Raw genomic sequence first — 17,412 nt, 5'->3', positions numbered from 1 at the left:
GCATTGACTGCATTTTACTGCAAGCCAATGCTCCCCGGTTAGATCGGCGTTATTTAAATTGACCAGCAAGTGATTGCTCGGCCAAGGTTACCAGACGTTTCGTAATGAAACCCCCGATCGAACCGTTTTCGTAGGAAGTCAGGTTACCAGCATATCCGTCTTGCGGGAAAGAAATGCCAAGTTCCTGAGCTATTTCATATTTCATTTGATCCAAAGCTCCGGAAGCATGTCTAACCACCAGGTCGTTCGAAGAATTGTTATTTTGGGCCATGATTGTTCACCTCCTTGTGGTTGGTAACAGTATTATGTACCGCAAGTAGGGACTTCATTACGAAATTTTTAAGTTATTTATTGGTAGTCATGCAAAAATGGATTAAGCTCGATGATTAGAGGGGAGGAACCTAGTTTGAAATGTCCGTATTGCGATTATTTAGGAACGAAAGTGTTGGATTCTAGACCTGCTAACGAAAACCGTTCCATTCGCCGGAGGCGAGAATGTGAGAAATGCAGCCGCCGCTTTACAACCTTTGAAATGGTGGAAGAAATGCCTCTCATCGTTATTAAAAAGGATGGCAGCCGCGAAGAGTTCAGTCGGGAAAAAATGCTGCGGGGCTTGATTCGCGCATGCGAGAAACGCCCTGTTTCCGTCGAACAGCTGGAGTCCATCGTTTCGGAGGTTGAACGCTCCTTACGTCACTCGGCCAATGCTGAGGTTGAAAGCCGCGAAATTGGTGAATTGGTAATGGAGCAGCTTTATCCGGTGGATGAGGTAGCTTACGTTAGATTTGCTTCGGTCTACCGCCAGTTTAAAGATATCAATATGTTTATGAAGGAACTAAAAGGGCTTTTGTCGAAAAATACCGGAGAAGACGATTAAGTATATTTATTCTTTTTAAACACTCTTGCGAGATGTATCGCAGGAGTGTTTATTTTTACGCAATTTTGACTAAATTACAGGCAGACAATATTCGACGAATATTTTTACACAGAATTTACAAAACGAAAACATGGGATTGATAATCGATGCCTATAATCAAGATGTACAAACAATAAGGGGGAAACCTGAGACGATGAAAAAAAGTATGTTATTGATTTTGACTGTGGTTCTTACTCTGACGTTGGCTGCATGTGGTCAAAACAATAAGGCTGAAAGTAATGGTGGAAACGGGACAACTACTGCTGGTAACGGTGAAAAGGCAGCGGGCTCCAAATTATCCGGTTCCATTTTGGCAGTAGGCTCTTCGGCCCTGCAGCCATTAGTTGATCAAGTGTCTAAAAAGTTTATGGATACCAATCCAGGCGTTTCTATACAAGTTCAAGGTGGAGGAAGCGGTACGGGCTTAACACAAGTATCCGGCGGGCAAGCAGACATCGGGAACTCTGATGTGTTTGCAGAAGAAAAGCTCGATGCTGGTCCTGCAGGCGAATTAAAGGACCATCAAGTAGCCGTAGTCGCTATGGCAGCTGTTGTAAATCCTGACATTACCATCGATAACTTAACGAAAGACCAATTGGTCAGCATCTTTACAGGAAAAGTTAAGAACTGGAAAGAAGTAGGCGGACCAGATCAAGCGATTCAAATCATCAACCGTCCTTCGAGCTCCGGTACTCGTGCTACATTTGAGAAATACGCTTTAGGAGCCAAAACGGATGATCTTCCGGGTTCCGTCCAAGAAGAAGCCTCCGGTACAGTAAAGAAGATGGTTAGTGAAACCCCAGGAGCTATTGGTTACCTAGCTCTATCTTACCTCAGTGACGACAAAGTCAAGGCTCTGAAATATGAAGGTGTCGAAGCGACAGAAGATAATGTAGCGAACGGTACTTATCCGGTTTGGGCATACGAACACATGTATACAAAAGGTGACCCGAATGAAGCCGTTAAAGCATTCCTCGACTACATGGTATCCGATGAAGTTCAAAAAGCCGATGTTGAAGAACTGGGCTACATTCCAGTGAGCAAAATGCAAGTTAAACGTGATAAAGATGGAAACATCACAAAATAATTTTAAATTAACATCATAATGGCAAGGTAAGAGGCGGAGCATTCTGCCTCTTTCTGTGCTGTGTAAAGGGAGAGGTTTCATGGCTCAGTCCGGCGGAAGAAAAAAAGTACAGCCACATATTGTAGAGGAATGGACCGGTAAAATATATTCATCCATTTGTATCGTTTTATTAGTGGTAATTATATTTTCCATGGTCTATTTCGTTGCGACCAAAGGGTTATCGACCTTTTTCCGGGACGGAATCGATTTACAACAAATTTTTGGCGGAACCCAGTGGAAGCCGGAGGGGGAACCGCCGCTGTTTGGGGCGCTTCCATTTATTATTGGGTCCTTCAGCACATCCATTCTAGCGGCATTAATTGCTGCTCCATTGGGGGTTTGCGCTGCTTTATTTATGGTTGAGATCATGCCGAAAATCGGTAAAAAGTATTTACAGCCGGTCATTGAGCTGCTGGCTGGTATTCCTTCGGTTGTATACGGCTTTGTCGGCTTAAGTGTCATCGTTCCATTGTATCGGGATATCTTTCCTGGACAAGGACTCGGTATTTTAGCAGGGGCGACTGTCTTATCTATCATGATTTTGCCGACTATTACATCCATCGCTACAGATGCTTTATCCGCATTGCCGCCAGGATTAAAAGAAGGATCTTATGCATTAGGGGCTACGAGATGGCAAACCTTATCCCGTACCGTAATACCAACCGTTATGCCTGGATTGCTAACAGGGGTAGTCCTTGGGATGGCACGCGCCTTCGGTGAAGCGCTGGCTGTTCAAATGGTTATTGGGAACGCACCACATATCCCGAACTCTCTATTTGAATCAACATCGACATTAACAAGCATCATTACGCTTAGCATGGGCAATACAGTAATGGGCTCTACACAAAATAACGTTCTGTGGACGCTTGCCCTTATTCTAATGCTGATGACGTTCGTCTTCGTGTTTATTGTTCGGTGGCTTGAAAGGAGAGCAAAACGATGAGTGCAAAAACAAAAGATAAAATAGCGACAGCCGTCATCGTAACCATGGCGGGACTTATTGTTCTAATTATGGCAAGCCTGCTCGGCTTCATACTGGTGCGTGGGCTTGGACACGTCAGCTTTCATTTTCTGACATCACCACCAGAGACGATCCGAGAAGGCGGCGGGATTGGGCCACAGTTGTTTAATTCCTTATTCCTATTGGTACTTACATTGATCATTACGATTCCGCTTGGTATTGGTGCGGGTATATATATGAGCGAGTATGCAAAGCCAGGAAAAATAACGGATTTTATCCGGCTCGTTGTAGAGGTATTATCTTCTTTCCCATCGATCGTTGTCGGTTTGTTTGGATTATTAGTCATCGTCAACGTTTTTGGATTTGGATTCTCTCTATTTTCCGGCGCACTTGCATTAACGGTATTCAATCTACCGCTCATTGTACGGATTACGGAGCAAGGCTTGTCCGGCGTACCTGCTGCTCAGAAGGAAGCGAGTCTCGCTTTAGGTCTTTCAAAATGGAAAACAATCAGATCGATTATGCTGCCGATTGCTATGCCAGTTATTTTAACCGGGACGATTCTCGCTGCTGGTCGTGTATTTGGCGAAGCGGCTGCACTGCTGTTTACAGCTGGGATGAGCAGTCCTAGACTTGATTTCACAAACTGGAATCCATTTAGCCCGACTTCACCGCTAAATCCGTTCCGTCCTGCGGAGACGCTGGCCGTTCATATCTGGAAGATCAATTCTGAGGGACTGGCTCCGGATGCTCCTGAAATTGCCGCAGGTGCTTCGGCTGTTCTTATCCTTACGGTGCTCCTGTTCAACTTACTGGCACGCTGGATCGGACGTTTGATGTACAAGAAATTTACGGCAACGAAATAGGGGGCCTGGAAGTGCAAAATATCGAATTATACACGAAAGATTTAAGCGTATATTACGGCGAGAAGCAAGCCGTTAAAAATATATCCCTAGACTTCGCATCGCGCTCGGTGACTGCCTTGATCGGGCCATCCGGATGCGGAAAATCAACGTTCTTGCGCAGCTTGAACCGTATGAATGACCTGATCAGCGGGGCACGTATTACCGGGGAAATATGGATCGGAGAAGATAACATCAATAACCCCAAAACCGATGTCGTACTTCTGCGGCAAAAGATCGGGATGGTGTGGCAGCGTCCGAATCCATTTCATAAGTCTATATATGAGAATATCGCTTTCGGACCTCGTTACCATGGTATTCGTGATAAGAAAAAGCTTGATCAAATTGTTGAGGAGTCTCTAAAGAAAGCCGCTCTTTGGGAAGAGACCAAGAATCGTTTGAATACGTCGGCATTAGCCTTATCTGGAGGTCAGCAGCAACGGCTATGTATTGCGAGATCGATTGCTGTTAATCCAAGCATTATTCTGATGGATGAACCAGCTTCAGCACTTGACCCAATTTCTACGTCTAAGGTTGAAGAACTGATCGCTGATCTAAAGCAGGAGTTCTGCATCATAATTGTAACCCACAACATGCAGCAGGCAGCTCGTGTATCCGATAGGACAGCCTTTTTTCTCATGGGTGAACTGGTCGAGTTTGACGATACGAGCAAAATGTTCACGAATCCGTCTGAAAAACGAACAGATGACTATATTTCAGGTAGATTTGGTTAATCTTAAAGCAAGTGTCATTTTTGAAGAGCCGGCCGCAGACTGGCTCTTTTTTGATACTGCCTTTTATGAGAGACTGGACCAGGGTCCGGGAAGAAACTTGACCTTAGACTATGGCTGATTGGAAATTGAACGTATATACTGATAACATAAGATAATAAGGCAAATTATGGTGGTACGTTGAACTATTTAAAGGAGAAAGGTTATGGGCGTATTAAATTGGATTGAACGGATGTTTGAGCAATACGGGTATTTTGTGCTTTTGCTTGGGCTCCCCGTCGATTTTATTGCATTACCACTTCCTCCGGGACAAACTACGCTGACATACACTGGATATTTAGCGTTTAAAGAGGTGCTTGAGTTTCTTCCAGCACTGCTAGCCGGCCTCGCCGGATCCATTATAGGCGTGACGATTACTTATTTAATCGGTCATTTTGCAGGAGCACCTCTAATAGAGAGGTTTGGTAAGTGGATCTTCCTCAAGCCTGAGCACTTAGACAAAACGAGACGCTTCTACAAAAAATATGGCAACAAGATGCTTTTAATCAGCTTTTTTGTGCCAGGAGTCAGACAGTTTTTCGGTTATTTCGTGGGGATAATTCGGGTACCTTACCGAACCTTCGCTTTGTACGCTTATTCGGGTGCAGCATTATGGGTTATGGCTTTTATAGGAGTCGGATTTGTGTTTGGGGAGCAGTGGCAGTACGCATTTCATATTATCGAAAAGTATTTAAAGTATTTTTTCATCGCTCTGGGAGCGGTATTGTCGGTGTTTGTTTATGTGAAGTGGCGCAAGTGGCGACTCAAAGTGGCAAAACTGTAGCAGGAGCCGGAAGGTAAAAGGGTGTTCCTTTAACTACTGATGCTAATACGGAAGACGTGAGGGTGTAGGCCTTGCGTCTTTTTTGTTTACGGTTACTTCGGCATATACGGCCTAAACAGGAGGATAAAGTGCTAAGTGACGACTCGGGACTCTGGGTTATTTTTGTTATCTGTGCATATGCCGTGGCGACGTTTGTCAACGATTAATATGATGTTCTATATTTAAAAAGGAGGGGAAACATTAATGTCTGGTTGTGAAAATGGAAATATCGGCGGCTACGGTGGTGGCCTTTTTACATCCACAGGCGTGATTTTGGTCCTGTTTATACTTCTGGTTATTGTATCCAAAGCATTCGTATAAGGCTATAAATTGTAAACGTCAGGCTCTGCGATGCAGGGCCTGTTTTATGTTCACAATTCCTTCGTCAATTCGTGTATTTTTTTCTTGGCCTCGGCAAGGACGTCCTCACCGAGCGGAGTAATAGAATAGTACTTTCTAACTTTCCCTTCAACAATCTTACTCTCTACGGCAAGAAGCCCGGCTTTGTTGAGATTATGAAGAATCGGATACAACGTCCCGGCGCTCATATCATAACCATGGTGCTGCAGCTCCTGGATCATCCAAGAACCGAAGAACGGTTCTTTTTTTGCGTGGTGTAATATGTGTATCTGCATAAAGCCCAAAAATAGTTTTCTAAGAATCGTCTCTTGCACAATGTCACCCCGCATGCTACGATTTTCATATCGAAAACCGATATTGACTCACGATAATGATAGCATAGCTTACTGCATTTCCAAATGCAAGCAGAAAGGTTAATGGATGATGGATATACTACGAGCTAGTCACGTGACGTTCAAAGCGGGAATTCAATATCCCGAGATCGAAATAGAAGCAGGCTTAGCCACTTTTATTCAGGGGGCCAGCGGCTGCGGTAAAAGTACTTTGCTGAAACTGTTCAACGGGACTGCATCACCTGATCACGGCAAATTGTTTTACAGGGACAAGCCTTTGAATACACTGGATACGGTAAAGCTGCGACAAGAGGTATTGCTTGTTGGGCAGGTTACTTTTCTATTTCCGGGTACGATCGAGGATAACTTTCTCGAGTACTATAAGTATCGGGAGCTGGATCCGATTTCTGCGGAGCGCATGAAGCATTACCTGTCGCTTTGCAGCTTGGATTTTCCTCTGGATGCGGTCTGCGACACGATGTCCGGCGGCGAGCGTCAGCGGGTGTACCTAGCGATTTGCCTGTCTTTAGGACCGAAGGTACTCATGCTCGATGAACCAACCTCTGCGTTAGATGAGAAAACGGCACATCACCTGATTCATCATATTAAACGGTTTTGTAAGGAGGAAGGCATTACCCTGGTCGTAGTAAGCCATGACGCAGCATTGACTAAGCAATTTGCCGATCACATCATCGTTTTGGAAAAGGGGGGGCTCCCATGCAAGGCATAGCGGAATTGAACCTGCTGCAGTTTGGCCTCGTATACTTACTGCTCCTTATCGTGCTCGGCATTATGAAAAAATGTAATGTAAGCCAGACGAAGCTGCTGATCGTTGCCAGTTTACGAATGACCATTCAGCTGACTTTAGCTGGTTTTATATTAACGTACATATTTAAAAATCCGCATCCCATTTTTATTGTGTTGTATTTGGTGGTCATGACGGCTTTTGCCATCCATCGTGTGCTCTCTAAGAACAAAACGATTAACAAAAAATTCAAGCTGGCTATTGGCATTTCATTGACGTTTTCGGGCCTTTCAATTATCGCATTTTTCGTTATGATCGTCGTCGGAGAGAGCATCTTCAACCCGCAATACGTTATTCCGTTAAGCGGCATGATCATGGGAAATGCGATGACTGGTGTTTCTCTTGGAGTTAAGACTTTTCGAGAAAGCCTTGAAAGTCAACGATACCGGATGGAAACACTGCTCAACATCGGGGTTACTCCTAAAAGAATTCTGCTGCCTTTTGTAAATCAGGCCTTGGAAACCGCCCTACTCCCAACCATGAACTCGATGCTAGGGATGGGGATCGTTTCATTGCCGGGTATGATGACGGGGCAAATCTTATCGGGAACGCTGCCGACAACCGCTATTTTGTATCAAATTTCCATTATGATTGCGATTTGCACGGTGGTATGCCTCTCTGTATTTGGTTCGCTGTATTTGGGCTACCGGACTTTGTATAATGACAGAAATCAAATGGAGATCATGTCATGAACCGAATATAGCGACAATCTGATCCACCAGATGCTTCCACAAGTTCGGATATTCTTGGTTAATGATCTGCCTTACCTTCTCGGCTGGAATACTACTGAAATCGTGGTTATCAACCATTAGCGTATATGCTCCTTTCACAGTGTCTCCGATAGCGATATGCCCACTGGCATAACCTCCAATTGCAATTTTGGAAGCTATTGCAGAGCCTCCAAGTGCAAACATACCCATGGACAAACCGCCGATGGCAACCACGCCGAGAGCAAATCCACCGACAGCGACCGCTCCGGCCGCAAGACCCCCTATTGCCAGAAGTAAACCGAGTGCAAGGCCAGCCAAGCTGATTAGACCAACTCCAATCGCGCCAATGCACAACCCTCCTAAGGCTACAATGCCGCAGGATAATGCACCGATGGCTATATTTCCGACGGCAATGATTCCTTTAGCGACGCAAGGTCTTCTACCAAAGTGGATGTGAACTAACGGAACACCAAAGCAAGTCGTTTTACTTTTGTACTCATAATGATAGTAACCAAATCGATCGTGCGGAGGGGCTGACAAGCCATGGCCCTCGTTCTGGTTCTGGTCCTGAGTCTCATTAAAAGCAGGCGGATCAAAGACAGGAGTATCCTTGACCAATTGATCAAGACTAACGTGAAACAGTTCACTTATCTTCACGAGCTTATCTAAATCGGGGTAAGATAGGCTATATTCCCATTTGGACACCGCTTGCCTGGATACGCCAATAACCTCTGCCAAATTTTCCTGAGACATACCGTTTTGTTTTCGATACTTTTGCAATTTGTCTGCAAATCCCATAAAGTCTTCACCTCAAGCTCATCATATTATAATGCACCAAAGATGACTAGCATGTGAGGCTGACAATCTGTCAACCAGAGGTTGCGAAGTGGATACTGGCTTTATTTATGACCAAAATAACGAAGGATACAGATTTCATGGAGCAGCTTTGTAGTTGTCGAGGTATGAGGCACATACGGGTCAACTCATCAAAAAAAGAACCGCAGCAGCCAAAGGCTACTACGGTTTTTCATGTTATGGAGCCAAGGGGGATCGAACCCCTAACCTCATCGCTGCCAGCGATGCGCTCTCCCGCCATAGTCGGTTTCACTCCACCAGTCACCATAAATACAAAGCAGATCGAATCTATAGCGCCATACGAGCCTGTATTATTTATCTGGTAGTCTCGGTTATTGATCTTTTATTACACTAGTGTTATATTACACATATGAAATACCAAATATAAGGGGGGCCCCCATGCACACAATTTCGAATGTCGAATTCATGCTCCTGCAAATGTTCGCAGAATGTCGTCAAGCTTCCGGGTACGATATCAAGAAGCTAGTCGATCAGCGAGGCTATAGAGAATGGGCTAATATCGGTACGACTTCGATCTATGTAGGACTGAAGAAATTGAACGATAAAGGATGGATCGTACCCGAGGAATCCGACGGGAAATCCGGCAAGGGACCAATGCCGACCCGGTTTTCCCTCACCGAAGCTGGTATGGCCAAGTTGAAAAATGAAATCCTTGACAGTCTATCTTCAACAAGGGAACGCGACAACCGATTCGATCTCGGTTTGGCTGCTTTGCCTCATATCGGGAAAGACGAGGCTATCATTGCTTTACGGAAACGTTTGGATTTCCTTGCACAAATTTCGATGAAAATTAACCAAAAGTACGAATCACAAGGCGGTGTCAGCATGCCGCTGAACGTAAGGGCGTTGTTCTTGCATCCGATAAGCTTAATCGAGAACGAGCAGGCGTTCGTTGTTCGTCTAATAAATGAATTGTTTGAGGAGAGAGGGTTATATGACAAAAATCATTGAAGGTTTTGTTCCTTATCAAGGCGAACATTGCGAGACGACCGCCATCGGCAATTTACTGCAACATGCTGGGGTCCAACTATCTGAACGGATGCTGTTCGGACTCGGGCAAGGGCTTGGATTCATATATTGGGACTCGAAGGGAATGGAATTTCCGTTTATCGGAGGAAGGATAAAACCGGACGCATTGATTGCCAACCTCGCCAACCGGCTTGATTTGACCGTCAAAATTCAAGAAACGTCATCCGTCGACAAAGCTTGGCAGAACGTACGGAGTTGCATCGAACGCGGAATTCCGGTTGGGCTGAAATTAGACTCCTATTACTTAGATTATTTTGTGAACAAAGTGCACTTTGCTGGTCACTATGCGGTCCTATACGGCTTCAGTGATGAACACGCCTACATGGCGGACACTAGACAACAGGGCGGACAGGTGAAAACGAGCTTGACAAGTTTGGTCGCGGCCAGAAACGCAAAGGGGCCCATGAGTTCCCGAAATCGTTCCTTTATGCTCGAACCAATCGACGAATTGCCTCCGCTCGTTCCTGCTATACGCGAATCCTTGACCAAGAATGCGTATGACTATCTGAACCCACCCATTCGCAATATTGGCAATAAAGGCATTGTAAAAATGAGCGATGAAATCTTGAAGTGGCCTTCCCGCAGCAACAATATCGAACATGATTTATGTCTGACCGCGTTGCTGATGGAGCGGGCGGGCACCGGCGGTGCTTTGTTTCGAAATTTGTATCGGGATTTTTTGAGAGAATGCGCCGATCTGTTGGAAGAGCGGAAAATCGAACAAGCCCACTGTTTGTTTTCGGAAATAGCTCCGATGTGGGTCAGTGTTTCTGCGTCGATCGACCGTGCGGGCAGAACAGGTGACTACCAAGAGCTATCGCGAGCGTCGAAACTTTTACTTGAGATAGCGGATAAAGAACGCACAGCCATGGAATTATTGTTGTGAAACATTAAATTTGGAGAGTGAATACTGTTTCACTTTGAAGTGAATGGCGTCGAGGAATACAACCGCGTACACGCCTTGCATCCTCGATGCCGGTCATGCTGGACTGAATTCTTCACCACGATCGGATCGAATTTGCTTAACCGGTCTCTCGGAACGGCAATCTCCTGCTCGCCGTATTCGCTGGTGATCGACTTCTTGCTCTTGCTGTTGCATCGCCTGATTGTTTTGTACGTCCAGCTTGTTCTCCTTGATGAAGGCTCGGAGTTACTCTTTCGTCCAGAGTTTACACCTTTATTTTACAGACTTTATCCTCTCTCCGAACCCTTGGTTCACAAATGAAAACGAGCACCCCGCAAAAGGTGCCCAGTAAACTGCGGTAAGATCCATATGTATCATTACATATATGAGTAAAAACGGGCATGTAAAAACATCCCAAGGAACAAGTTTATTGCATGTTAACTTGGAATAAAGCCAAAAAATACAATAAAAAAACGGCATTTCTGCCGTTTAAGTTAGGTGTTGGTGGAGCCAAGGGGGATCGAACCCCTGACCTCATCGCTGCCAGCGATGCGCTCTCCCAGCTGAGCTATGGCCCCGTGAGCGACTATTTTATTTTATAAAAATGTTACTTAGCTGTCAACTGCTTATTCATAAAAATTAAGCATTGCGAATTGTTGACGGTAACGTTTATCATGTACAGCTATTGGGCATTATCACTTTCCTATAGGTACTTGTTATGTTATATTTTGTACAGATACCGAATCGGAACACAAGGAGAGATAGGCTGAAATGATTAAGCACATCGTATTGTTCAAACTAAAGGATGCTTCTCCGGAAAGTGTCGAGCGTACGGCGGCGGTACTGCGGGGATTAGAGGGAAAGGTTGAGCAGCTGCGCGGGCTTGAGGTTGGCGTAGATGTCATCCGGTCCCAGCGCTCCTATGATATCGCCTTAGTGGCAACCTTTGAATCCCTGGAGGATTTGGAAGGTTATCAGGTTCACCCGGAGCATAAAAAGGTGATTGAGCACATGACCCAGGTGCGTGAAAGCCAGGTAGCGGTAGATTTCGAATTTTAGGTTCAAGCCTGGACAAGCCATCTGAAGCAGAAGGGGGATATCCCGTGTATTATGTGAACCGGGAACAAATTGAACGGAGACTAGCCTTGCTGCCGGAAGTTACGGAGGTTCTTAAAGCCTCGGGCTCTACGGTGGAACAGTCCTTGCTTGAGCGGTACGCCGAGGAGCGGGCACTGCATTTGGCCGTTGAAATTGTGACCGACGTGGGCAGCTATTTAATCGACGGCTTTATTATGCGCGATGCCAGCAGCTATGAAGATATTATCGATATCATCTTTGACGAGAAGGTGATTACTTCTGAGCTGCACCTCACTTTCACAGAACTAGTACGTTTGCGTAAACCGCTCGTACAAGACTACTTTGCGTGGGATCGCCATGAGCTGCATCAGCTTACAAAACGCCTTCCGGATGCCTTAAATACTTTTGCGGGGAGTGTACTTTTATATTTAGACCGTGAAGGAATCACTGAAGGCAGACGGTAAAAAATTATTCATCTCCAAGAGTGACCAGACAAACAGTATTTGCTTATAATACACTAACTATATAGGCATTCGCCCTGATTCGGGTTCGGCAATCCGTTAGGTCTCTATCATCCTGTCTCAAATGGCAGGGGGAATGCCCAAGACGAGGAGAGATGGAACGTGAGCAATGAAAAAGGAAACAAAGGTTGGTTGTGGGGTGCGGCGATCGGAGCGATCGCAGGATCGGTGACTGCTTTGCTTTTTGCTCCAAAAGCGGGACGCGAGCTTCGCAAGGATATTGCTAGTGGAGCGCGGCAAGTAGGAGAAAAGACGCAGGAAGTAGCTGGCAAAGTCGGTGAAAAAACGCAGCAGGTTGTTGAAAAAGTAGGAGAGCAAGGAGTTCAGCTTGTTAACAAAGTTAAGGAAACTGCTGAAGGTGTAATCTGCGACTTCCAATCGCGTCGTGCTGGGAAGGTTGCGGCTGAAGACGAGGCTCAGGAAGCGCATGTGTCCGGATTTATTGAAGAAACTTCAGCTAGTACGGAAGCATTAGCATCTGCTACAGAAGCTGCAGCCTCGGCTGAGAACGGCGAAGACAACAAGTAAACGGCAAAGACGGCTCTAAGGTGGTATAGCCCATCCGAAAAAGACCCGAAAAAAGGGTCTTTTTCCTTTTTGTCGTGCCCTTAAAGTTTCTTGTTCCTCCCCCCAAATTGGGTTAAGATTTAGGTACGCTTTATGGCCTTCATTCATAAAGTAACGGAGAGAGTAATTAAACTATACACAAAGGAAGCGGTATGTTCGTGCAGCAAGCCATCGCGATATTAGACTCGGGAGTGGGAGGCCTCACTGTCTGCAAAGAAGTGATGAGACAGCTTCCAAGAGAGAAAATTATTTACTTCGGAGATACGGCCAGAACTCCTTATGGACCTCGTTCTTCTGAAGAAGTCCGCTTGTTTACCGAGCAGATCGTAGATTTCTTAATTCAGTTCAATCCTAAAATGATTGTAATTGCCTGTAATACCGCAACGGCGGCTGCGTTGGATTATATCAAGGCAAAAGTAAAAATTCCAGTTATTGGCGTCATTCATCCCGGAGCCAGGGCGGCCATCAGTGCCACCAAGACAGGTAAAATCGGAGTGATCGGGACGATCGGGACGGTCCGAAGCGGCGCCTACTCGGCAGCTTTGAGAGAACTGAATCCACAAATTGAAATCGTAAGCGCAGCTTGCCCTGATTTTGTTCCGTTTGTGGAGAAGGGCTTGTATAATACTCCAGAAGCTCTGAGTGTTGCTCAGGACTCTTTAAGGGAGTTTAAAGAGCACCCGATGGATTGCTTGATTCTAGGCTGCACTCATTATCCTTTTTTGAAGAAGCCAATCCAGCAAGTAATGGGTCCGAAAGTGAAACTGATTAGCTCAGCGGATGAAACGGCCCGGGAGATCAGCACAGTGCTGCATCAAAAAGGCAGTCTAGCCCGTGGCAACGGGGTACCTGTCCATCAATTTTTTTGCAGCGGCGACCCGGATATGTTTAGAAAAATAGCCCGGCAATGGCTGGGAGAACAAATTGAGCTGACGCCGATCGTTTGGCAGGTGTCTAGCCCGGTCTAAACCAAAAACCTTTGGAGGGGGTTCCCCAACCAAAGGTTTTTTTGAAACATTTTTATGGCCTATTCATAGGCGGCGGATTTACGAGTTACCTACCGGGACCATCACCTTCAAAACGCCTGGATCCACCGAAGCCTTAAGTGGTGTGGAGGCGATGTATTCGCCGTCACCTAGAGCGAGTCGTGAAAGATTGCTGTGTACCGATATGTTCCGGCCACGAAGCATCGTTACAAAGGAGAGCCGGGTATGGCCTCCATAAAGTATAGTCGGGAAAAGCAAGAGCAGCTTTAGCTTCGAGCAATCATGAACGATACAGATATCAAGGAGTCCGTCGTCGGGCTTGGCTTCCGGGCAAATAGCGAGCCCTCCACCATAGCTGATAGAGTTGTTAACCGCAGTCAGCCAGGCGGATGAAAAGCGATGCGTGACCCCATCGCATTCCACTTCTAAAGGGCCGGGACGAAACGTAAGTAAGGTGTGGAATACGCCGATAATGTATGCGAGTCTTCCTAAGCCTAAGGCATTGCATATTTTTTTATATCGACTATTGTTGACGTTATGGGCAACTTCAGCGTCAAATCCAACGGCCAGTGCAGTCAGAGTGCTGCGATCGGATATCGAAATGAGGTCAGCTACTTGGGGCAAGCCTTTAAGCATAATATCTAGAGCGGCTCCAACCTTGCGCGGAATCCGGAAGCCGCGGGCGGTGTCGTTGCCGGAGCCTGCAGGAAACACAGCAAGTGGTACGCCGGAATTACGCAGGGCTGGCAGTAAACTATGAATAGTCCCATCGCCACCAACAACGCCAACCGCCTGCCATGCGGCCGATTCCGACAACCGCTGCGTGAGAAATGAATGCGCTTGCTCGGCGCTATGAGTGTAGGCATGCTCGTAGGAAATACCTTTTTTGATCAGCTTTTTTCGTATTTTATTCCAAACCTTTTCGCCGCCCCCGTTACCTGAGTTTTTATTGACAATAAATAAGTACATGATAATTCCCCCATCTGTTAAGCAGCACGGTATCTATAGATCCAGTCTAAACAAAAATTAAATAAATGGAAATCAAAAATTTAAGGAGTGTGAGACGATGCAGCTGATCGCGATGCTCACGATGGCTATCGACCATATCGGGTTGATATTTTTCCCGGGTGAAGTATTGTGGCGGATAATCGGGCGGCTCGCTTTTCCTATTTACGCCTATGCGTTGGTGCAGGGCTATAAACATACGTCCAGTTACGGAAAATATTGCTTTCGGCTTTTTCTGATCGCAGTGTTGTCTCAAATTCCTTATCAGCTTGCTTTTGATACGAACGGTCTTAATGTTGTTATGACATTGTTCGTGTCTTTTCTGGTCATCCGGCTGCTGGATTCTATACATCCGGGGATATTCACCGCTCTAATCATTGCCGTCGTATGTGTAGTTATGGAAGTGCTTCCGTTCGATTATGGGGCATATGGACTGCTTCTCGTGCTTATATTCAAATATGCGGGACCGAAAATGATGCCTGGCATGCATTTGCTGCTTAATCTTGCTTACTTGCTCGCTTACGGATGGGTGCTCCAATTAGTTAGTTTGGTACCAACGTTAGTTATTGCTTATGGGCCTAAATTGTGGAGAAGGCTGGAGTCCTGGCGCATGCCCCGGTGGATTTGGCGAGTATTTTACCCGGCACACTTGGCGGTACTGGCTGGGATTGTCTATTTTTTTAGTCCATAAACGTGACAGCATAGAAGGGGAGTGGAGTTTTAAATATGGATACTGGGAGCGGAGTAGGCACCGGTGGAAATGGCTTGCCCCAAATCGTTCGGTTGGAAGGAAATTATCGCTATTCAGACTGCTGTAGGCATTGTGAAGCTTTGCTTCGAAAATACAGCTTTATCTCGATGAGAAAAATTGGTGAGAGTGTGTTGGGAAAACCGATTTTTGCACTTGTGCTTGGCCATGGGCGGGAGCATGTGCATATAAATGCCGCAGTGCACGCCAATGAGTGGATCACGGCGCCTCTACTGCTGCGTTTCATAGAGCAGGTGGCCAAAATGGCCGATGAGGGGAGCTCGAAGGAAGCGCGGGAATGGCTTCAAAAAGTAACGCTATGGGCTGTACCTATGGTGAATCCCGACGGGGTTGACTTGGTTCAAAACGGGGTCCCGCAGCCTTGTCCATACGGTAAGCAGCTGCTGGAATGGAACAACGGCCTTGACGACTTTACTCGCTGGAAGGCCAACATCCGCGGGATAGACCTGAACGATCAGTTTCCGGCATTTTGGGAGGAAGAACGGAGTCGCAGAGCGATCCAAGAACCGGCCCCTCAAGATTATGGAGGACTAAAGCCATTAAGCGAGCCGGAAGCAGCAGCGCTTGCTAACTTAACCCGGGACCATCAATTTGCCAGGGTGCTGTCTTTGCACAGTCAAGGGAAGGAGATATACTGGAATTACCGGAATATGGAGCCTGCTAATGCGGAGGGTATTGCGGTGCGTATGGCAGATGCAGGAGGATATCGGGCGGTCAAGCTAAGCGGCAGCGATGCTGGCTATAAGGATTGGTTTATCTATGAATTTCGCCGACCCGGCTTTACGGTTGAGGTAGGCGAGGGCGTTAATCCGCTTCCTCCGGAGCAATTTGCCCTTATATTTGAGGAGCTCGCACCAATTTTGGCGGAATTTATGAGAGAGTAAGTCGAGGATACCACTTGTTAATTTTTGGACACTTCTGGAGTGAGCGGACCTTCGTTGATCGTAGTGGAAAAAGCGAAAATGGGGTATCTTATTCGGGAAGAACAGCAGAGTGATTGGGGGATGTATGCATATGAAATGGAGGTCCTGGTGGTCGCTTCGGCGATGGGCTCATATTTTGCGGCGGGTCCCGCCATTGCTCGCTTCCCGAGAGGTTCCGCTTTCGGACAAGCTGCTGCTCGTCGTTCCTGCGCTCCTCTATTGGATTTTGCCGGATGTACTTCCTTTTATTGCACTGGATGATATGGCGGTGACACTGCTGCTCATGGATTGGTTCATAACTCGCGCGGAGAGAAATGAACCTAAAACTTAGCCGCTGTAAAAATGGTTTTGGGTAAGGTGGACTTGCTTGTTTTCCGGGGTTTCTTTACAATAGGAATGTTAGGAACCTACTTTAGAACAGGAGAGATCGAATGAACGTCAAAATTACCCGCAATGCGGCTAAGGTTATAAACAAAGAATTGAGTAAAGAAGAGAATCAAGGGCTTACCTTGAAAGTATTCATCACCCACTCTCATGGCGACCATGCCCATTATGGCATGGATTTGGTAAAGGCGAGCAAGAAGGATCAAATCGTATCGACGGATAAAGAAATCGACGTAATCATAGACGGCAATGATCCGCTTCTGGATGGCGTGAAGATCGACTATTTGTATTTTCCTGAGGAAGGCTTTGTGATCACGAATCCGTCCAAAGGCAATCACGGAGACCACTAAGCTTTAGTTTATGAAAAAAGAAGGGATATAGGCATGGCTAACGACATTCGTATTTGCGATAAATGCAATCATATCCGAATGAAGACATTTTTACCGAAATTGCAAAAGCTTGCTCCGGATGCCGAAATCAAGATCGGCTGCAAATCCTATTGCGGCCCTTGCGGCAAAAGAGCGTTCGTATATATTAACGGCCGCTACGTCAGCGCCCCAACGGAAGATGAAGTGCTGGCCAAGGCTGCACCTTTTGTTAAGAAGCCGAAAGAGGAAAAACAGGAATAATCTTATAATTATAAAGCGCGAGTCGTAGGAGCAGGTG

Annotated in this window: 24 protein-coding genes, 2 tRNA genes and 1 pseudogene; 20 read left to right on the top strand and 7 right to left on the bottom strand. The window is 46.2% G+C overall.

Going from position 1 to position 17,412, the window contains the following annotated elements; genetic code table 11:
- Positions 1–49: 49 nt before the first annotated feature.
- On the bottom strand, positions 50–271 hold the full coding sequence (locus ACFQ3W_RS11010) for a small, acid-soluble spore protein, alpha/beta type (RefSeq protein WP_379319270.1): 222 nt from the start codon (positions 269–271) through the stop codon (positions 50–52).
- A gap of 135 nt (positions 272–406) precedes the next feature.
- Between ACFQ3W_RS11010 and nrdR the strand changes: the two genes are divergently transcribed.
- The 7 genes from nrdR (at position 407) to ACFQ3W_RS10975 (ending at position 5,819) form a co-directional block, all read left to right on the top strand.
- Positions 407–877, top strand: a complete 471-nt coding sequence (gene nrdR, locus ACFQ3W_RS11005; RefSeq protein ID WP_379319269.1) for a transcriptional regulator NrdR — start codon at positions 407–409, stop codon at positions 875–877.
- 193 nt (positions 878–1,070) lie between these two features.
- Positions 1,071–2,003, top strand: coding sequence for a phosphate ABC transporter substrate-binding protein (locus ACFQ3W_RS11000; RefSeq protein WP_379319268.1), 933 nt, complete (start codon positions 1,071–1,073; stop codon positions 2,001–2,003).
- Positions 2,004–2,082: 79 nt separating this feature from the next.
- Positions 2,083–2,985 (top strand): phosphate ABC transporter permease subunit PstC, encoded by a 903-nt coding sequence (pstC, locus tag ACFQ3W_RS10995; RefSeq protein ID WP_379319267.1) that lies wholly within the window; start codon positions 2,083–2,085, stop codon positions 2,983–2,985.
- Positions 2,982–3,869 carry a phosphate ABC transporter permease PstA gene (gene pstA / locus ACFQ3W_RS10990; protein WP_379319266.1) on the top strand — a complete coding sequence of 296 codons (888 nt, stop codon included), beginning with the start codon at positions 2,982–2,984 and terminating at the stop codon, positions 3,867–3,869. The genes pstC and pstA overlap by 4 nt, the downstream gene beginning before the upstream one ends.
- 11 nt (positions 3,870–3,880) lie before the next feature.
- Positions 3,881–4,639, top strand: coding sequence for a phosphate ABC transporter ATP-binding protein PstB (pstB, locus tag ACFQ3W_RS10985; protein WP_379319265.1), 759 nt, complete (start codon positions 3,881–3,883; stop codon positions 4,637–4,639).
- Between the two features lie 202 nt (positions 4,640–4,841).
- Positions 4,842–5,459, top strand: coding sequence for a DedA family protein (locus ACFQ3W_RS10980; RefSeq protein WP_379319264.1), 618 nt, complete (start codon positions 4,842–4,844; stop codon positions 5,457–5,459).
- A gap of 243 nt (positions 5,460–5,702) precedes the next feature.
- Positions 5,703–5,819: a YjcZ family sporulation protein gene (locus ACFQ3W_RS10975; protein WP_379319263.1), complete on the top strand. Its 117-nt coding sequence runs from the start codon at positions 5,703–5,705 to the stop codon at positions 5,817–5,819.
- 50 nt (positions 5,820–5,869) lie between these two features.
- On the opposite strand, the gene ACFQ3W_RS10970 is transcribed toward ACFQ3W_RS10975, so the two are convergent.
- On the bottom strand, positions 5,870–6,172 hold the full coding sequence (locus ACFQ3W_RS10970; RefSeq protein WP_379319262.1) for a PadR family transcriptional regulator: 303 nt from the start codon (positions 6,170–6,172) through the stop codon (positions 5,870–5,872).
- Between the two features lie 106 nt (positions 6,173–6,278).
- Here ACFQ3W_RS10970 and ACFQ3W_RS10965 point away from each other — a divergent pair, with 106 nt between their 5' ends.
- Both ACFQ3W_RS10965 and ACFQ3W_RS10960 read left to right on the top strand, forming a co-directional pair.
- A complete protein-coding gene (locus ACFQ3W_RS10965) occupies positions 6,279–6,920 on the top strand; it encodes an ABC transporter ATP-binding protein (protein WP_379319261.1) in 642 nt (213 codons plus the stop codon).
- The gene (locus tag ACFQ3W_RS10960) at positions 6,908–7,687 is read left to right on the top strand and encodes an ABC transporter permease (protein ID WP_379319260.1); all 780 of its coding nucleotides are present in this window, start codon (positions 6,908–6,910) and stop codon (positions 7,685–7,687) included. The genes ACFQ3W_RS10965 and ACFQ3W_RS10960 overlap by 13 nt, the downstream gene beginning before the upstream one ends.
- On the opposite strand, the gene ACFQ3W_RS10955 is transcribed toward ACFQ3W_RS10960, so the two are convergent.
- Positions 7,682–8,503 carry a helix-turn-helix domain-containing protein gene (locus tag ACFQ3W_RS10955; protein ID WP_379319259.1) on the bottom strand — a complete coding sequence of 274 codons (822 nt, stop codon included), beginning with the start codon at positions 8,501–8,503 and terminating at the stop codon, positions 7,682–7,684. The two genes, ACFQ3W_RS10960 and ACFQ3W_RS10955, sit on opposite strands and share 6 nt — an antisense overlap.
- 237 nt (positions 8,504–8,740) lie before the next feature.
- Positions 8,741–8,801 (bottom strand) — tRNA-Ala (locus tag ACFQ3W_RS10950).
- Positions 8,802–8,959: 158 nt separating this feature from the next.
- Between ACFQ3W_RS10950 and ACFQ3W_RS10945 the strand changes: the two genes are divergently transcribed.
- Together ACFQ3W_RS10945 and ACFQ3W_RS10940 are read left to right on the top strand one after the other, a co-directional pair.
- Complete coding sequence (locus ACFQ3W_RS10945) at positions 8,960–9,532, top strand: PadR family transcriptional regulator (protein ID WP_379319258.1); 573 nt, start codon at positions 8,960–8,962, stop codon at positions 9,530–9,532.
- Positions 9,516–10,496, top strand: coding sequence for a BtrH N-terminal domain-containing protein (locus ACFQ3W_RS10940; protein WP_379319257.1), 981 nt, complete (start codon positions 9,516–9,518; stop codon positions 10,494–10,496). Before ACFQ3W_RS10945 ends, ACFQ3W_RS10940 begins: the two co-directional genes overlap by 17 nt.
- A 24-nt stretch (positions 10,497–10,520) precedes the next feature.
- Here the strand turns inward: ACFQ3W_RS10940 and ACFQ3W_RS26055 are convergent.
- Positions 10,521–10,705: pseudogene (locus ACFQ3W_RS26055) on the bottom strand (IS256 family transposase); the annotation flags it as partial.
- 311 nt (positions 10,706–11,016) lie between these two features.
- Positions 11,017–11,092 (bottom strand) — tRNA-Ala (locus ACFQ3W_RS10935).
- 193 nt (positions 11,093–11,285) lie between these two features.
- Here ACFQ3W_RS10935 and ACFQ3W_RS10930 point away from each other — a divergent pair.
- The 4 genes from ACFQ3W_RS10930 to racE all read left to right on the top strand — a co-directional run bounded on the left by ACFQ3W_RS10930 (position 11,286) and on the right by racE (position 13,647).
- Positions 11,286–11,573 (top strand): Dabb family protein, encoded by a 288-nt coding sequence (locus ACFQ3W_RS10930; protein ID WP_379319256.1) that lies wholly within the window; start codon positions 11,286–11,288, stop codon positions 11,571–11,573.
- A 44-nt stretch (positions 11,574–11,617) separates the two neighbouring features.
- Complete coding sequence (locus ACFQ3W_RS10925; RefSeq protein WP_379319255.1) at positions 11,618–12,055, top strand: DUF86 domain-containing protein; 438 nt, start codon at positions 11,618–11,620, stop codon at positions 12,053–12,055.
- Positions 12,056–12,214: 159 nt separating this feature from the next.
- Positions 12,215–12,640: a YtxH domain-containing protein gene (locus tag ACFQ3W_RS10920; protein WP_379319254.1), complete on the top strand. Its 426-nt coding sequence runs from the start codon at positions 12,215–12,217 to the stop codon at positions 12,638–12,640.
- Positions 12,641–12,831: 191 nt separating this feature from the next.
- The gene (racE, locus tag ACFQ3W_RS10915; RefSeq protein ID WP_379319253.1) at positions 12,832–13,647 is read left to right on the top strand and encodes a glutamate racemase; all 816 of its coding nucleotides are present in this window, start codon (positions 12,832–12,834) and stop codon (positions 13,645–13,647) included.
- A gap of 78 nt (positions 13,648–13,725) precedes the next feature.
- Here the strand turns inward: racE and ACFQ3W_RS10910 are convergent, their stop codons facing one another.
- On the bottom strand, positions 13,726–14,634 hold the full coding sequence (locus ACFQ3W_RS10910; protein ID WP_379319252.1) for a diacylglycerol/lipid kinase family protein: 909 nt from the start codon (positions 14,632–14,634) through the stop codon (positions 13,726–13,728).
- Between the two features lie 97 nt (positions 14,635–14,731).
- Here ACFQ3W_RS10910 and ACFQ3W_RS10905 point away from each other — a divergent pair, with 97 nt between their 5' ends.
- The 5 genes from ACFQ3W_RS10905 (at position 14,732) to ACFQ3W_RS10885 (ending at position 17,375) form a co-directional block, all read left to right on the top strand.
- Positions 14,732–15,361 (top strand): TraX family protein, encoded by a 630-nt coding sequence (locus tag ACFQ3W_RS10905; RefSeq protein ID WP_379319251.1) that lies wholly within the window; start codon positions 14,732–14,734, stop codon positions 15,359–15,361.
- Between the two features lie 35 nt (positions 15,362–15,396).
- A complete protein-coding gene (locus tag ACFQ3W_RS10900; RefSeq protein ID WP_379319250.1) occupies positions 15,397–16,323 on the top strand; it encodes a M14 family metallopeptidase in 927 nt (308 codons plus the stop codon).
- Positions 16,324–16,453: 130 nt separating this feature from the next.
- On the top strand, positions 16,454–16,693 hold the full coding sequence (locus ACFQ3W_RS10895; protein WP_379319249.1) for a hypothetical protein: 240 nt from the start codon (positions 16,454–16,456) through the stop codon (positions 16,691–16,693).
- A gap of 100 nt (positions 16,694–16,793) precedes the next feature.
- Complete coding sequence (locus ACFQ3W_RS10890; RefSeq protein WP_379319248.1) at positions 16,794–17,096, top strand: iron-sulfur cluster assembly accessory protein; 303 nt, start codon at positions 16,794–16,796, stop codon at positions 17,094–17,096.
- A 33-nt stretch (positions 17,097–17,129) separates the two neighbouring features.
- Complete coding sequence (locus ACFQ3W_RS10885; protein WP_379319247.1) at positions 17,130–17,375, top strand: DUF1450 domain-containing protein; 246 nt, start codon at positions 17,130–17,132, stop codon at positions 17,373–17,375.
- Positions 17,376–17,412: the final 37 nt, after the last annotated feature.

The sequence above is a fragment of the Paenibacillus puldeungensis genome, assembly GCF_042678945.1.
Taxonomy (GTDB): Bacteria; Bacillota; Bacilli; order Paenibacillales; family Paenibacillaceae; genus Fontibacillus; species Fontibacillus puldeungensis.
This window is presented reverse-complemented; position numbering and strand designations above follow the sequence as displayed.

Excerpts from the sequence above, each read along its gene's own strand:
- ACFQ3W_RS10900 (WP_379319250.1), top strand. The coding sequence starts at position 15,397 with ATGGATACTGGGAGCGGAGTAGGCACCGGTGGAAATGGCTTGCCCCAA.
- ACFQ3W_RS10885 (WP_379319247.1), top strand. The coding sequence starts at position 17,130 with ATGGCTAACGACATTCGTATTTGCGATAAATGCAATCATATCCGAATG.
- ACFQ3W_RS10890 (WP_379319248.1), top strand. The coding sequence starts at position 16,794 with ATGAACGTCAAAATTACCCGCAATGCGGCTAAGGTTATAAACAAAGAA.
- ACFQ3W_RS10910 (WP_379319252.1), bottom strand. The coding sequence starts at position 14,634 with ATGTACTTATTTATTGTCAATAAAAACTCAGGTAACGGGGGCGGCGAA.
- ACFQ3W_RS10955 (WP_379319259.1), bottom strand. The coding sequence starts at position 8,503 with ATGGGATTTGCAGACAAATTGCAAAAGTATCGAAAACAAAACGGTATG.
- ACFQ3W_RS11010 (WP_379319270.1), bottom strand. The coding sequence starts at position 271 with ATGGCCCAAAATAACAATTCTTCGAACGACCTGGTGGTTAGACATGCT.
- ACFQ3W_RS10960 (WP_379319260.1), top strand. The coding sequence starts at position 6,908 with ATGCAAGGCATAGCGGAATTGAACCTGCTGCAGTTTGGCCTCGTATAC.
- ACFQ3W_RS10965 (WP_379319261.1), top strand. The coding sequence starts at position 6,279 with ATGATGGATATACTACGAGCTAGTCACGTGACGTTCAAAGCGGGAATT.
- pstA (WP_379319266.1), top strand. The coding sequence starts at position 2,982 with ATGAGTGCAAAAACAAAAGATAAAATAGCGACAGCCGTCATCGTAACC.
- ACFQ3W_RS10895 (WP_379319249.1), top strand. The coding sequence starts at position 16,454 with ATGAAATGGAGGTCCTGGTGGTCGCTTCGGCGATGGGCTCATATTTTG.
- pstC (WP_379319267.1), top strand. The coding sequence starts at position 2,083 with ATGGCTCAGTCCGGCGGAAGAAAAAAAGTACAGCCACATATTGTAGAG.
- ACFQ3W_RS10980 (WP_379319264.1), top strand. The coding sequence starts at position 4,842 with ATGGGCGTATTAAATTGGATTGAACGGATGTTTGAGCAATACGGGTAT.
- ACFQ3W_RS10975 (WP_379319263.1), top strand. The coding sequence starts at position 5,703 with ATGTCTGGTTGTGAAAATGGAAATATCGGCGGCTACGGTGGTGGCCTT.
- racE (WP_379319253.1), top strand. The coding sequence starts at position 12,832 with ATGTTCGTGCAGCAAGCCATCGCGATATTAGACTCGGGAGTGGGAGGC.
- ACFQ3W_RS10940 (WP_379319257.1), top strand. The coding sequence starts at position 9,516 with ATGACAAAAATCATTGAAGGTTTTGTTCCTTATCAAGGCGAACATTGC.
- ACFQ3W_RS11000 (WP_379319268.1), top strand. The coding sequence starts at position 1,071 with ATGAAAAAAAGTATGTTATTGATTTTGACTGTGGTTCTTACTCTGACG.
- ACFQ3W_RS10905 (WP_379319251.1), top strand. The coding sequence starts at position 14,732 with ATGCAGCTGATCGCGATGCTCACGATGGCTATCGACCATATCGGGTTG.
- ACFQ3W_RS10945 (WP_379319258.1), top strand. The coding sequence starts at position 8,960 with ATGCACACAATTTCGAATGTCGAATTCATGCTCCTGCAAATGTTCGCA.
- ACFQ3W_RS10930 (WP_379319256.1), top strand. The coding sequence starts at position 11,286 with ATGATTAAGCACATCGTATTGTTCAAACTAAAGGATGCTTCTCCGGAA.